General features: G+C 70.3%; 11 protein-coding genes. 2 read left to right on the forward strand and 9 right to left on the reverse strand.

Translation table 11 applies throughout. The features are described from left to right. Positions 1-21: 21 nt before the first annotated feature. Positions 22-1992: a hypothetical protein gene (locus AC4BDD_RS31465; protein WP_490692039.1), complete on the reverse strand. Its 1971-nt coding sequence runs from the start codon at positions 1990-1992 to the stop codon at positions 22-24. Next, entirely contained in the window at positions 1989-2318 is a 330-nt protein-coding gene (locus AC4BDD_RS31470; RefSeq protein WP_490692040.1) for a 4Fe-4S dicluster-binding protein, read from the reverse strand. The genes AC4BDD_RS31465 and AC4BDD_RS31470 overlap by 4 nt, the downstream gene beginning before the upstream one ends. A gap of 575 nt (positions 2319-2893) precedes the next feature. Between AC4BDD_RS31470 and AC4BDD_RS31475 the strand changes: the two genes are divergently transcribed. Then, positions 2894-3598, forward strand: a complete 705-nt coding sequence (locus tag AC4BDD_RS31475) for a gamma-glutamyl-gamma-aminobutyrate hydrolase family protein (protein ID WP_490692041.1) — start codon at positions 2894-2896, stop codon at positions 3596-3598. Positions 3599-3898: 300 nt separating this feature from the next. Next, a complete protein-coding gene (locus tag AC4BDD_RS31480; RefSeq protein WP_055596183.1) occupies positions 3899-4279 on the forward strand; it encodes a VOC family protein in 381 nt (126 codons plus the stop codon). Positions 4280-4392: 113 nt separating this feature from the next. Here the strand turns inward: AC4BDD_RS31480 and AC4BDD_RS31485 are convergent, their stop codons facing one another. The 7 genes from AC4BDD_RS31485 to AC4BDD_RS31515 all read right to left on the reverse strand — a co-directional run bounded on the left by AC4BDD_RS31485 (position 4393) and on the right by AC4BDD_RS31515 (position 13465). Continuing rightward, a complete protein-coding gene (locus AC4BDD_RS31485) occupies positions 4393-5565 on the reverse strand; it encodes a methyltransferase domain-containing protein (protein WP_490692042.1) in 1173 nt (390 codons plus the stop codon). 790 nt (positions 5566-6355) lie between these two features. Continuing rightward, complete coding sequence (locus AC4BDD_RS31490; protein ID WP_490692043.1) at positions 6356-7579, reverse strand: helix-turn-helix domain-containing protein; 1224 nt, start codon at positions 7577-7579, stop codon at positions 6356-6358. 166 nt (positions 7580-7745) lie between these two features. Beyond that, a complete protein-coding gene (locus AC4BDD_RS31495; RefSeq protein ID WP_490692140.1) occupies positions 7746-8204 on the reverse strand; it encodes a carboxymuconolactone decarboxylase family protein in 459 nt (152 codons plus the stop codon). 170 nt (positions 8205-8374) lie between these two features. Then, on the reverse strand, positions 8375-9655 hold the full coding sequence (locus AC4BDD_RS31500; RefSeq protein WP_490692044.1) for an acyltransferase family protein: 1281 nt from the start codon (positions 9653-9655) through the stop codon (positions 8375-8377). Positions 9656-9876: 221 nt separating this feature from the next. After that, a complete protein-coding gene (locus AC4BDD_RS31505; RefSeq protein ID WP_490692045.1) occupies positions 9877-11391 on the reverse strand; it encodes an FAD-dependent monooxygenase in 1515 nt (504 codons plus the stop codon). A gap of 160 nt (positions 11392-11551) precedes the next feature. Then, on the reverse strand, positions 11552-12556 hold the full coding sequence (locus AC4BDD_RS31510) for an alpha/beta fold hydrolase (protein ID WP_490692046.1): 1005 nt from the start codon (positions 12554-12556) through the stop codon (positions 11552-11554). Positions 12557-12628: 72 nt separating this feature from the next. Next, entirely contained in the window at positions 12629-13465 is an 837-nt protein-coding gene (locus AC4BDD_RS31515) for an NAD(P)H-binding protein (protein WP_490692047.1), read from the reverse strand. Positions 13466-13551: the final 86 nt, after the last annotated feature.

The following is a 13551-nucleotide window of genomic DNA, read 5'->3' on the forward strand; positions in this document are numbered from 1 at the left end:
TGGGTCGGGGGGTGGGTGGGGTCAGCGGGCGGGCGTGGAGGCCGGGGTGCCGGTGATGGTGGCCCAGTGCCAGGGCGAGTCGAAGGAGGTGATCTCGATGTCCTGGCCGTCGGCGGCCATGGTGGCCGCCAGGCTCGTCGCCCGGGCGATGAAGGCCGAGGTGCGGTGGGCGGCGAGCATGTCCTGCTCGTCGAAGGCCGGGCCCTCGCAGCGCAGCAGCCGCAGGTCCATGAAGCCGTTGAAGGGGCGGCCGAGGACGTCGACGGGCTGCGGGCTGCGTATGGAGAAGCGCACCCGGTTGGCGACGTGGCCGTGGTGGTGCTGGTCGGAGTAGTAGGCGATGTCGGGGATCTGCGGCGGCACGAAGTGGTCGCGCGCCTCCACGACGGGCACCTTGGGGATGTTGCCGGCGATGAAGTGCCAGGAGTTGTACTGCATCCGCGAGGACATCGCCCAGGCGGTGTCGGCGAGCTGGGCGGTGGAGTCGGCGAAGAAGCGGCGGGCCTGGGGCAGCGGCACCACGCAGCAGAAGAAGCGGGTGATGTCCCACTCGGTGATCTGCTTCCAGTCCTCGGCGCGCAGCGCGCTGATCAGCTGGGGCAGGGAGCGCATGCCGCGGCTCATGGCGAAGTCGGCGTCGAACGCCTCGCTGGCGGCGGCCACCGTCTCGTAGACCAGGGCTTCCAGTCCGGTGCCGAAGTCGCCGTGCGGCTGGGCCAGCCAGGCCGGTGCGGCCGCGATGTCCAGGCCGAGCTCGTCGAGTCCGGCGCCCTCGATGGGCAGCCGCTCCCGCAGCCGGGCGGTCAGCGCGTCCTCGCGGCGCTTGGCGGCGTGGCCGAGCGGGCCCGCGACGCGCTCCTCCTTGTGCATCAGGGCGCCGTGGATCTCGCGGTAGAGCTGGGCGTGCTTGCGGACTTCGGGGCGGGCCGCGCCGAGCGCCCGGGCGAGGTCGTCCAGGGCCTGGACCCGGTCGGAGGCGGCCGGCGGGACCTTCTCCTCGCCCAGCGCGCCGTTGTAGTTGCGCCGGATGCCCTCCAGCAGGTGGCCGATGTGGTCGACGGTCAGCTGGGTGCCGTTGGCCTCCTCGATGCGGCCGTATCCGGCGGAGCGCACCAGGAGGGTGAGGCAGACGGTCATGACGACGTCGTGGTCGGACCACAGCTCCAGGGGCAGGCCCTGGAGGCTGGAGAGCGCGCAGTCGGGGTGGCCGGGCCACAGGGTCTTGCCGGTCACGGTGTTCTGGTCGCGGAAGTTGGTGTACTGCTTGCCCTCCTGGTACAGGACGAAGGGGGCGGTGCGCAGCGCCATCTCCCTCAGCTGCGCCAGCATCGCGTCGCGGCCCTCGGCACCGGCGGCTGCAAGCCACTGGCGGCAGTCGGCGGTGGACTCCGCGAGCCGGGCGGTCGCCCGGCTGACCTCGGCCTGGTAGTCGCGCAGCTGCCGGGCCGTCCACGGCACCCGGATGACGCCCTCGACCAGCTTCTCCCGCTTGCTCAGCGGGTCCTGGGAGGGAACGCGCAGCACGATCCGGCCGTTGGTGGCCAGGCCCAGCTCGCCGAGGAACGCGGGCTCCTGGGCGGTGGCCGGAGCGGTAGCGGGGACGGCGGCGGTCGCCGGGGCAGCGGCGGTGGCCTGGTCGTGGTCGGCCGGGCCCGGCTCGCCGGTGGCGGCGTTCTGGTGCCAGGTCAGGCCGGTCAGCACGGTGAGCGCGGCCTCGTCGGCGACGCTCAGGGCCCGCAGCTGGACGTCGGCGGGGACGTGGCCGTCCAGGGTCAGCAGCGTCTCCACGGTGCCGCGCAGGTCCGGGGCCTGGACGGCCGTGCGCCAGGCGCGCTTGAGGAGTCCGGGGAAGCCGGCGCCCTCCTCGCGGACCCGGTCCGGCTTGGGGGTCGTTCCCGCGGGGATGCCGAGCCGGCTGGGCCGGCGGCTGATCCGCTTCTTGGCGTTGGTGGCCCGGCGGGAGGTGCCGTCACGCTCGGTGGGCGCGGTCATGAGGCGTCCTTGGCGGTCAGCTCGATGTGGTTCCACATGTCGTTGTCGGTCGGGGTCCACTCCTCGTCGACGTAGATGCAGTCGACGGGGCACTCCAGCACGCAGGCCGGGCAGCCCGAGCACAGTTCAGGGATGATGACGACGTCGAGTCCGCGGTCGAATATGGCGTCGAACTCGGGCGGGCAGCTGCGCAGGCAGGTGTCGCAGGTAATGCATTCCGATGACTCGATACGCCGCGGCGGCTTCTTCCAGTTCTCGCCGCGTGACCGCTCGGCGATCCGCTCGTTACGCGCGGCCCGCGCAGCAGGCGAAACGTCGTTTCCCACGGGAATTCCCCCCTCTTGTCTTCATAGCGAGCAGCCTGACGGCGCGTGCGGGCGGGCTATGAGTGATGCGGATTCCTGGTGGTAGAAATCCCAGGCGGTGACTGTCCGGTAACTGGTGACTGTTCGATAGTCCCCCGGGCTTCGCGGCCGGCCCTCAAGGAGCGGTCGTGACCTGGTGGAGGGCCCGGGCCCGGGCGCCATCAACGCCTGGCAGAAGACGGTATCCAGGACATGTGCCCGTTCAACCGCGGATGGACAGCACTCGAACACCGCCGTGGTCGCCGGGGGCGGCGGTAGTCTCGGCTGGGGGCGTCGGCCCGGTCGGCAATTCGGCGGTTCTCGGCGGTTCTCGGTGAGTCCGCGGGATTCCTCGGGAGTCCTTGGGGAGTCCTTGGTGAGTTCTCATGCGGTTCTCGGGAAGTTCCCGGGGAAGGGAAAACCGCACATGGTGAACCGAGAACGGCCGGCGGAAGGTCAGCGCGTGCCGGTATTTCCAGTTGCAGCAGCACTCGGCTGAACAGGCGCCAGGACGTCGGCGCATTCGGCGAATTCGGACGTGGAAGGACGACTGCGCGATGACGCGACCAGTGGTGGTGGTGACCGCCGACACGGCGACGGTGGGCTGGAACATCTGGGGCGATGTGTCGGCGTCCCTGTTGCCGTGGACGTATATGGAGCGGGTGGCGCAGGTGGGCGGGGCCCCGGTGCTGCTGCCGCCGCTTCCCGAGGCGGTCGAGTCGGTGATGGCCAGGGCCGACGCGCTGCTGATGAGCGGCGGCGCGGACATCAACCCGGAGCTGTACGGCGCGGAGCGGGAGAAGTTCACCTTCCCGCCGCTCGAGGCGCGCGACACCTCGGAGATGGCCGCGCTCGCGGTGGCCGAGCGGCGCGGCATCCCGGTGCTGGGCGTCTGCCGGGGCCTGCAGCTGATCTCCATATCCCGGGGCGGCACGCTCAACCAGCACCTGCCCGAGCACTCGCCGACCGTGCCCGGCCGCTACGACGCGCGGGAGATCCAGCTCAAGCCCGATTCGCTGCTGGGCCGCGCGATGGGCTCGTCCGCCACCGTGTACTGCCACCACCACCAGGGGATCGACAAGCTCGGTGCCGGGCTGGTGGCCACCGCGTGGGCGGCGGACGGGGTGATCGAGGGCGCGGAGGCGGAGGACCCCTCGGCACCGTTCCTGGCCGGTCTCCAATCACACGGCGAGCTGGGCGACGACACCGTCCCGCTCTTCGAGGCGTTCGTCGAGGCGGCCCGGGGCCCGGCGCGCGGCTGAGAGCCGGCGGGTGTGTCCACGACTGAGGGGCCGTGGACACACCCGCCAATAGAACGAACCCAGCGTTGGACGCCGTCGGCCCGCCACGGTGTGGCCTCAGCGGCCCGCGGGCCGGTGCCGGGACGTGCCCGGCGGCACCGGGACTCCCCCGGCGGCCCGGCCGGGCGAGGCGGGGCCCAAAAATCCTTCCCACCAGCTCGCCTCGCCGGGTACGGTCCCGATCATGTTCCCGCCGCGGGGAGCCCGAGAGCTCCGCGCGCGGGTGACCGGCCGTTCCCACGCTGAGAGAAGGTTCCGTCCATGGCATGTCGTATCAGTGAGCTCGTGCTCGGTTGCCGCGACCCCGAGGTGCTGGCGCGGTTCTGGTGCGAGGTCCTGGACTTCGTCGTGCTCGATCGCGAAGGGAACGACTGCATCGAGATCGGGCCACGCGAAGGCTTCGGCGGCCCGCAGCCGACGATCATCCTGAGCCGCAGGGACGAGCCGGAGCCGGGGAAGTCCCGGCTGCACATCGACGTCAACGCCACCGACCGCGATCAGGACGCCGAGCTCGAACGCCTCCTGAAGCTCGGGGCGCGCCCGGCCGACATCGGCCAGACCGGCGAGGAGCAGTGGCACGTTCTCGCCGACCCCGAGGGCAACGAGTTCTGCCTGCTCAAGGCCCGCCTCAACCCGCTCTGAGGGCGTTGACGCCTCTGTGTGTCCCCGGTGCGGCCCTCATTCCGGGTGGGCCGGTCGGTCAGACACCAGGGGAGAGCCCCCGGAGCATGGCTTCGGGGGCTCTCCCCTGACTCTCACACGGTCCAGGCGTCTGCCGGATCGTCCAGCCAAGCCCGCGTCTCCTCCGGTGTGACGGTGAGACCGAACCGGGTGGGATCCGGCCTGCCACGGCTGACCCACCATCGGTGTGCCGCCTCTACCTCGTCCCACAGCCGACGCGGTCCCGACTGGTAGACCGTGGCGTCCGGCTCGCCACTGCGGAAGTCGGCGGCTGCCCATGACCGGCTCGCCAGGTCGAAGAACCACGCCTTCCCGGTCTCCGCGTCCGACTGGTTGACGACGTGGGCGCAGTCGGTCACGCGCAGCCCCAACGCGAACCGCGCGGGCTCGTAGCGGTCCCCGAGGTCCGTCAGAGCCAGCGATGTACGGGACACCTCGGCGTCGCCGGGGAACGCCGGCACGTGCTCCCGGAACCGGTTCCAGTCCAAGCGCTGGTCGCGCAACTTCATGAATTCGAGCATGCGGAGGAACGTCCCCGACGCGCTGCCGTCCTTCCGCACGGTCAGCCGGATCAGTGCGTCCTGGTCGCTGTAGTAGGTGCCCCAGGGGGCGAGGATCATCCCGCCCGGCCGCGTCTGCTCCAGCCAGCGTGCCGGAACGGCGCGCACCCCCGCCGTGACGACTAGGCGGTCATACGGTGCCCCCTCCGGCCAGCCGTCCCCGCCATCCCCGTGGACGATCTCGGGGCTGAGTCCGGCGCGCTTCAACGCGCCTCGGGCCCGCTCCGTCACCGCCGCGTCGATCTCGACGCTGACCACGTTCCCGCTGCCCAACCGGTGGGCGAGGAGTCCGGCGTTCCAACCCGTGCCGGTGCCGACTTCAAGCACCCGCATCCCGTCGCATACCTCCAGGTCGCGCAGCATGGCCGCCACGACTGACGGCATGCTCGCCGAACTGGTCGGCACGGTCCCCGGCTCTGTGCCGGTGTGGTGGCCGTCGTCGTACTGGGTGACGAGAGGGACGTTCGCGTATGCGGCCCGTTCCCACGCTTCGGGGTCGTCGTTCCGGGAGACGGGCACGCTGCGGCCGGTGGCCATGTCATGAGACCAGACGAGATCCGGCAGGAACAGCGTTCGCGGTACGGCCCTGAACGTCTCCGCCCACTCAGGCGTCAGGGCTCCGGTCTCGAGGAGGGACCGCGCCAGCTCGTCACCGGCGCGGCCGTCCTGGTCAATGCTGAGCGTCACTTGCGGTGGGTCCCATCGCCGGGCGGCATTTCACCGTCAGGGGGCGGCGGCGGGGGCGGCGTCCAGGGCTGGCCAGGGTGTCCGTCGCCTCCGTCCCCTTCGCCTCCGCCGTGTTGTCCGCCGTCGGCGGCGGCGAGGAACTGCATGTGCCTCACGTCGTACTCCTCTCTTCAGCTGAGTGGTGCACCCGTCCCGGATCGCTGTCCGTCCTTCCTATGGCACTCCGGGTCGGGGGTCTATGCGGCCTGGTTCGCATCTGCCCGCCGCTCTGTCCAGCGGGGCGGACAGTCAGGCGCCCCGCTCCGGTGCGTTCCGGTCACGGCAGCGCGGACACAGACATGGCGGAAACACCATGCTCAGGCCGCCGGGGTCGATGTTCTCCCCCACCCGTACGTGCACCGTGCCCAGGTCCTCAGTCACGATGCCGTCGCGCGTGGCACAGTAGACGTGCAGGGTCATCCGGGGAGCTGTCTCGCGCTGAGCCGACGACGCGCCACCGCTCACCGCGCCACCCCCACACCGTGGAGAACTCGCGGCCTGATATCGACTCCGTGCAACGCCAGCAACAGCACCCGCCGCTGCCGCCGTAGAGGGGCGAGAGGTTGTGTCACCCACACGAGTAAGCGCGTGAGAAAGTTGTGCATGTCGACGCTCCTGGTCAGCGTTGGCCATGCCCCGGGGCCGTGTCAGCGGTCGCCGGGGTCCTGAGTTGCCATCGACGCTAGGAGCAGCAGCGCCCCACGAGGGGTATGGACGCTCCCCCTTTGAGGAGAGGGACAGGGTGTACCTGTCAGGCGGGTACACCGAGCCGCTGTGCCAGTTGGCGCGCGTCCTCTCGGATGATCGAGTTGTCGCCGGTCGCGAGTTCGGCCACTGTCGGGCGGGCGAACAGGTTGAACCGCACGGTCTCAGGTGAGGCCTCGTACGCCTTCTTCAGCAGGTGCACGACGGCTACATTCTCGCCTTGGAGGCGATAGGCGCGTGCGGACTCCATGAGGTGAAAGCTGCGGCGCGTCGCCGAAGGCATGGGCGCGAGGTCGATGTGCGTGGCAACGTCGACAGCCGCCCTGGAGCGTACGAGGTCAGCGTTCATGGTGATCGCGTAGGCGTCGACCATGCCACGCCCGAAGATCAGCCATGGGTGCGTGTAGTCGTCGCCGAGGCGGCGCGCGGCTTCGTCGGCGCGGTCCCAGTACCGTTCGGCATCGCCGCGGCGGCCCACCTTGGCGTAGGAGAGGGCGGCTGCCAGATGCAGGAGTCCCCAGTGTGCGAGGTCATCTGGACCGCGCTCCGGACTAAGGAGGTGGGCGGCCTTCATGGCGAGATCGACACGCGCCTCATGCCGCTCTCCGGTGTCTCGAAACACATGGTTCATGTACCAGGCCGCAACGGCGATGGCGTGCGGGTTGTCAGCGTCCTGGGCAGCCGTCATCGACCGGTCGCCGGTCAGCATCACCAGTTCTGGCGCAGGCTGGAAGGCAAGGTAGAGCTGAGCCAAGTGGTAGGTCTCGGCAAGCGCCACCAATGCGCGGCGACGGTCCGTACCCTCCAAGGCGCGCGCGGCGTACTGGCAGTCGATGAGCAGACCCGGAAGCAGGGTGGCGACGTTCGTACGGTGATTGCCCACTCCGTGCCATAGCTGCCACAGCTGCCGTACGCGGGCAGCCAGCTCATCAGCGCTCGCCGGCTCCTCGTTGCCGGCAAAGTGGTAGGTCGTCAGCGCGGCCTTCACCGCGGGCAATGCGTCGTGCGCGGCCTTGCTGTAGGTGGCTGCTGACAGCAGTTCATCGCCGGTCAGCTCCGCCAGATCCTCGACTCCGAGGGCATCGGCCAGGTGGAGCAGGAGTGGTAGCCGGGGGACCTGGAGGCGGCCCACCTCAAGAGCCTTGACCCACTCCGATGATCGGCCGACCAATCCCCCCAGGACGGGCCGTGTGAGACCAGCACTCTCGCGCGCCCGCCGGACACGCTGTCCGAAGGTCAAAGGGACCGGGGTGCCGACGTGCTCAGGCATCTGAACTCCGTTCTGTGGTCGCATTCAGCACGGTATCCCTGGCGAGGATCAGGGGGTACAGCACAATGTCCGCCGCCATGGAACGACGGGCGGCCCGGTCACCGATGTGGTGACCGGGCCGCCCGTCGGCCGTCCGTCCGTCAGCTGGTGCTGGTCAGCTGGTGGCTCAGGCGTTGGGGTCCGCCTGCTGCTTGATGGCGACGTGCAGGCGGTTCCAGAGGTTGACCGTGGCGATCGAGAGCAGGATGGCCGCGAGCTCCTGGTCCTTGAAGTGCTTCTTGGCCTCGTCCCAGATCTCGTCCGAGACCGGGTCGGTCTCGTGGGCGATCAGGGTGACCGCCTCGGTCAGGGCCAGGGCGGCACGCTCGGCGTCGGTGAAGTAGGGGGTGTTCCGCCAGGAGGCGACCGCCAGCAGGCGCGCGTCCGAGGTCTCACCGGCGGCCTTGGCGAGCCGGGGGTGGCGGTCGACGTTGGCGCCGTCACCGTTGATCTGGCTGGCGCGCAGGTGGAGGAGCTCCAGCAGCTGCACCGGCACACCGGCCTCCTTGGAGGCCTTGCCCAGAGCCACCAGCGCGTCCATGGCACCCGGAACGGCGAAGGCGGGGTGGGTCAACCGACTCATGATTGCTCTCCTCTAAGGATCTATCGGGATGTTGAACAGGGACGCTCAAGCCCGGGGGCTTGCGCTCCTCGCCGCAACCGGCTGGGGCCGTCCGTCACCGCTATGACGGATCGGGGCGAGCGAATGTGACCGGTGGGCGACAGGAGTTGGGGGGACGTGACCGTTGCCACACCTCAGGGCACGGCGGGCCGGTCCGCCGGGGCCTGCTGGTTCTTCAGGGCGCGGGCGCGCCGGGAGGTGGACCAGCGGCGGGTGATGGGGTGTTCGACCAGGGCGTACATGGCCCAGGAGGCGAGCACGCTGACGGCGAACATGACGGCGAGGAGGCCGATGGTCTGGGGCGTGGAGTAGAGCTCGTCGCCGAGGAGTTTCCGCCCGTAGGCCAGCACGATGTAGTGCACCAGGTAGAAGGCGAACGAGATCTCGCCGAGCCAGATCATGGTGCGGCCGCGGAAGGGCGAGAAACGATTCTGTACGTCCGCCGTGGCGGCGGCCGCGATCAGCAGGATGATGGGGATCGCGGTCACCGAGCGCTGGGAGTACAGGAACGGCACGTGCGAGGCGAGGATGTAGGAGCCCACCAGGAGCGCGCCGGACCAGAGCATGCCGATGTCGAACCAGCGGCCCTTCATCACGGCGAGCGCCACCAGGATGCCGAGCGCGAAGTCCAGCAGGCGGGCCGGCGGGAAGGTGTAGTCGAGCCAGTACTGCGTCTCGGACACCTTCGCCCCGAGCTCGGCGCCGCCGGGGAAGTAGGGCGTCTCCGAGCACAGCGCGTAGATGGCCAGCGGGGTCGCGATGATCGCGGCGGTCACCGAGGCGATCCAGTACTTCAGGTGCTCGGGCCGGATGCGCCGGAAGAGCTGGAGCAGCAGCGGGAAGGACGCGTAGAAGATCAGCTCGCAGCCAAGTGACCAGCTGGGGGTGTCGACGCTGCCGAAGACGTCGGCCTTGGGCACCCAGACGTGGACCATCAGCAGGTTGGCGATGGCGGTGCGGGTGGGTGTGTACGCGGAGGCGAACAGCACCATGGCCAGCGCCCAGGTGAGGACGTAGTTCGGGTAGATCTTGACGATCCGGCGGCGCCAGAAGGCCGTCGGGGTGTCCTTGGGCCGGGCCGACCAGGTCAGTACGAAGCCGCTGAGGACGAAGAAGAAGGTGACGCCCAGGGAGCCGGCGTTGGCGGTGATGTCGAACCAGTCGAGGGCGGCCTCGTTGTCCTCCAGCAGGCGCAGGTCGGGCATGGGCAGCCCGGTGTGGTTGAGGAAGACCAGGAGGGCCGCGGGGAAGCGCAGGCCGGTCAGTGAGGGCAGCCGTGCCAGGTCGGGGCGGAGCAGGCCGTCGCGGACGGGTATCTGCCCTGTTCGGCCGGGCGAGGTGCCGGACGTCGCGGCCCGGGGGCCGTCGGCGGGCGGGACGGGGGACGGGCCGCCGATCGTCTTGCCACGACTCACATACGCTCCTTGGACGTGCGGCTGGGTCCTCCGGCTGGGGACGGCAGAGGAACCGTTGGTGCGTGAAGCCCCTGCCACGGGCCGCGACCGCGTGGGTAGGCGGCCGGGCCCGGCTCGGGTGTCACCACCCGGTGGTCAGCCGGGCCCGGGGCCACTTCTGATCAGGGATCACCGACTTCGCTCCGACGCCCTTGGTAGCGGGTGGCGCCGGGAGCGACCGCTCACGATACGGACGCGGTCGATCCGGCGCCTGAGTTCTCTACCGTCGCTCGAGCCGCACCAAACCAAGCCTCCAGCGCGGTGGGCAAGTTACCGCCATCCGGCGCGGCCCAGGCGACATGGCCGTCCGGCCGCAGCAGCACCGCGTCCGGGGTGTCGTGTGCGCTGTCGCCGTCCTCGGTGACCCAGGAGCCGGTGACGACGTCCACCCGGTCCGACCACGCGGCGGCCTGCTCCCGCACCCACAGCGCCTCACCTGTGGCGATGAGCACGCCGCGGGCCTGGTGCAGCAGTTCGGCGACCCGGGTCTTGGCGCCGCCCTCCAGCACCAGTTCGCGGTCGGGGGAGAGTCGCAGGCCCAGCAGCGGGTGGCTGCCTTCGCCCACCTCGTAGCGGATGTCCAGGCCGCTGACCAGGCCGGCCAGGTGCTGCGCGACGTCCGGAATCCGCACCAGCTCGCGCATCACGCTGCGCAGCGGCTCCATCTCGTCCCCGCTGAGGTAGAGCCGGGTCTGCGCCCGGGTGTTGCGCATCAGCCGCTCCCCCACCGGGTGCCGCTCGGACTCGAAGGTGTCGAGCAGGCCCTCGGGTGCCCAGCCGTTGACCGCCGCGGCCAGCTTCCAGCCGAGGTTCGCCGCGTCCTGCACGCCCACGCTCATGCCCTGGGCGCCGGCGGGCATGTGGATGTGGGTGGCGTCCCCGACCAGGAAGATCCGGCCGCGCCGGTACTGGGCGGCCTGGCGGGTGGTGTCGGTGAAGGCGCTGATCCAGCGGACCTCCGCGTCGTGGAGGGACTCCCCCGTCATGCGCTGCCAGGCGTCGGCGATCTCGGTGAACGTCAGGCTGTTCTTGTCCTCGTGCGGGCGCAGGGACTCGTCGTGGATGACGATCCGGTCGACGCCGTTCTCCAGGTTGAACGCCATCACCATGCCGCCGGGCACGCGTTCGCCGATGGGCCGCTGCCGGACGTCGGCGCCGACGAGGTCGGCCATGTACATCCCGCGGGTGGCTTCCCAGCCGGGGAAGTCGATACCGGCCAGCTTGCGGACGATGCTGCGCGCGCCGTCGCAGCCGACGAGGTAGGAGGCGGTCTCCTCGCCGGGGCCGTCGGGCCCGGTGAACTCGACGACCACGCCGTCGTCGGTCTCGCGGAAGCCGGTCACCTCGTGCTCGCGGTGCACGGTCACCCCGAGCTCGGTCAGCCAGCCCTCCAGGATCTCCTCGGACCGGAACTGCGGCACGCCGCGGACGCTGAAGTGGTTGTCCGCAAGCTTGCTGAAGTCGATGCGGACGCCGCCGAAGTGACCCTGCGCCCATTCGACGTCGCCGAACCGGCTGAGCAGTCCGCGCTGGTCGAACACTTCGGCCGCACGCCTGGTGAAACCGACGCCCCGGGATTCGCCGCTGGGTGCGGGCAGCTTCTCGTAGACGGCGACGTCCACACCGCCGAGCCGGAGTTCTCCGGCGAGCATCAGTCCGACCGGCCCGGCACCGACGATTATTACGCCCTTTGCCATGTTCGCACTCCTCGTGCAGATAGATGTCCGATCATCGGAAAGTCATGGGCCACCGCGGCGGACTCCATCGGATTCGACTCCATCGATTCGACTCCATCGGTTTTTACGGAGGCGGAATTGCCGGAGAACTGCGCGGCCGGTGATGACGCGGCCCCGATGATCAGGCGAAGAATTTGAGCAGTTCCTCGGTGACCCGCTCGGGTGCTTCCTCGGGGAGGTAGTGGATGGTGCCGTCCAGCTTCACGATCCGCGCATCGGCGGCCTGACCGGGCAGCAGCTGCTGGAAGATGTGGTCGCTGGTCTCCGAGGACAGCCCCAGCAGCGGCACGGTCACCTTGCCGTAGGTCTTCATGTCCTGGATGTCCTGGTGCCAGGCCTGGTACCAGGAGTTGGCGGCCCGGACGCCCTCCGCGGTGTTGTACGGGCGGGCGTGGACCTCGCGGTCGAGTTCACTGGCCCAGGACTGGTCGCGGAGGGTGTTGGCGTAGAACCAGTCGACGATGTGCCGCGCCCGGCCGACGACCAGCTGCTCGGGCAGCCCCTGCACCTGGTTGAACGCCCACCACCACAGGTTGAAGCCGGCGCCGGGCCGCTGGAGCATCGGGACGTCGTAGAAGGTCTCGTCGGGGTGGAGGATGTCCAGCAGCGCGACCTTGCGCGTCGCCTCGGCGTGGTTGACGGCGTAGCTGTACGCCACCTTCGCGCCCATGTCGTGCCCGACGATGTTCGCCGTGCTGTGGCCCAGGGAGCGGACGAGGCCGTGGATGTCGGCGGCCATCGTCTTCTTGTCGTAGCCGCCCTGGGGCTTGTCGGAGCCGCCCATGCCGCGCAGGTCGACGGCGATCACGCGGTAGTGCTCGGCGAGCGCCGGCATCACCTTGCGGTAGCACCACCAGGTCTGTGGCCAGCCGGGCAGCAGGATCAGCGGATCGCCTTCGCCGCCGGTCACGTAGTGCAGCCGCACGCCGTTCACGAGCGCGTAGCGGCTGCTGAAGTCGCCGGACAGGGACCGGGCCAGTTCGGCGTCGGTCGGGATCTCCGCCTTCCGGCCGCCGCCGGTGCGGTGGGGCTCGTGGTGGGGGTCAGCGGTGGCGGTGCCGCTGGTGGTGGCGAACACGGCGCCGCCGGCTCCCAGGGCGATCATCTTCCGTCTGTCCATGGACATGTGGGCAGGTCCCCATCTCTTCGCCGATGTGTGGGTTGCTCGGTGCTGACTGCGGGTGGTGGGCTTCCGCGGCTAGCCGCGGAAGGCGCCCGCGTGCGCCTGGGCCCACTCGGTGAAGGGGCGCGCCGGGTGGCCGGTCAGCTCCTCGACGTGGGGGGTGAGGGGAACCGGCACGGTGGAGGCCGCCCACAGTTCGAGCAGCGCGTCCGCGATGTCTCCGGGCATGAAGGCGGGCTTGTTGGCCCGCCATGCCTCCGGCGTCACCTTCTCGATCGGGATGGGCCGGCCAACGGCCGCCTCGATGACCGCGACCTGCTCGGCGAAGCTGAGGGACTCCGGCCCGGTGAGGTGGTACGACCGGCCGCGCAGCCCGGGCTCGGTGAGGACCGCGAGGGCGGCCTCGGCGACGTCCCGCTCGTTGATCGGGTCGGCGTGGCTGTCGGGGTAGGGCAGGGCGACCGCGCCCCGGCCCTTGAGGGACCAGGACCACGGCATGGCGTTGCTCGCCAGGGCGCCGCAGTTCAGCGGGGTGGCGGTGATGGAGGACGCCTCCAGCGCCTTCTCGACCACCAGGTGGGGGGCGGCGATCGGGCCGTCGGCGGTGCTGGGGCGCAGTACGGCGTCGGCGGACATGATCACGACGTGCTCGACGCCGGCGGCCTGCGCCTGCTCGACGAACGCGTCGATGCCCGCGGGCTCGCAGTAGAGGAAGACCTGCGTGACCCCGGCGAGGGCGGCCGGGAAGTCGGCGGGGTTGTCCAGGGCCAGCTTCACGGTCTCGACGCCGGCGGGCAGGGTCAGCTTCTCGGGGTCGGCGGAACCGGCCCGGACCGCGATCCCCTTCTCGTGCAGGATCTCGACGAGGAGGGAGCCGACTTTGCCGCGGCTGCCGGTGACGAGGATGGTCATGACGGAGATTCCCTTTCTCACGGGGGTGGAGTCTCAGGGGGTGGAGCCTCACGGGGGGGCGTTTCACGGGGGGTGGCGTCTCACGG

This window comes from Streptomyces sp. JLBT605 (assembly GCF_058215555.1).

What these genes read in the sequence shown, in the direction of transcription:
- AC4BDD_RS31510 (WP_490692046.1), bottom strand. Translation starts at nt 12,556, where the DNA reads ATGTCCATGGACAGACGGAAGATGATCGCCCTGGGAGCCGGCGGCGCC.
- AC4BDD_RS31505 (WP_490692045.1), bottom strand. Translation starts at nt 11,391, where the DNA reads ATGGCAAAGGGCGTAATAATCGTCGGTGCCGGGCCGGTCGGACTGATG.
- AC4BDD_RS31515 (WP_490692047.1), bottom strand. Translation starts at nt 13,465, where the DNA reads ATGACCATCCTCGTCACCGGCAGCCGCGGCAAAGTCGGCTCCCTCCTC.
- AC4BDD_RS31490 (WP_490692043.1), bottom strand. Translation starts at nt 7,579, where the DNA reads ATGCCTGAGCACGTCGGCACCCCGGTCCCTTTGACCTTCGGACAGCGT.
- AC4BDD_RS31465 (WP_490692039.1), bottom strand. Translation starts at nt 1,992, where the DNA reads ATGACCGCGCCCACCGAGCGTGACGGCACCTCCCGCCGGGCCACCAAC.
- AC4BDD_RS31480 (WP_055596183.1), top strand. Translation starts at nt 3,899, where the DNA reads ATGGCATGTCGTATCAGTGAGCTCGTGCTCGGTTGCCGCGACCCCGAG.
- AC4BDD_RS31475 (WP_490692041.1), top strand. Translation starts at nt 2,894, where the DNA reads ATGACGCGACCAGTGGTGGTGGTGACCGCCGACACGGCGACGGTGGGC.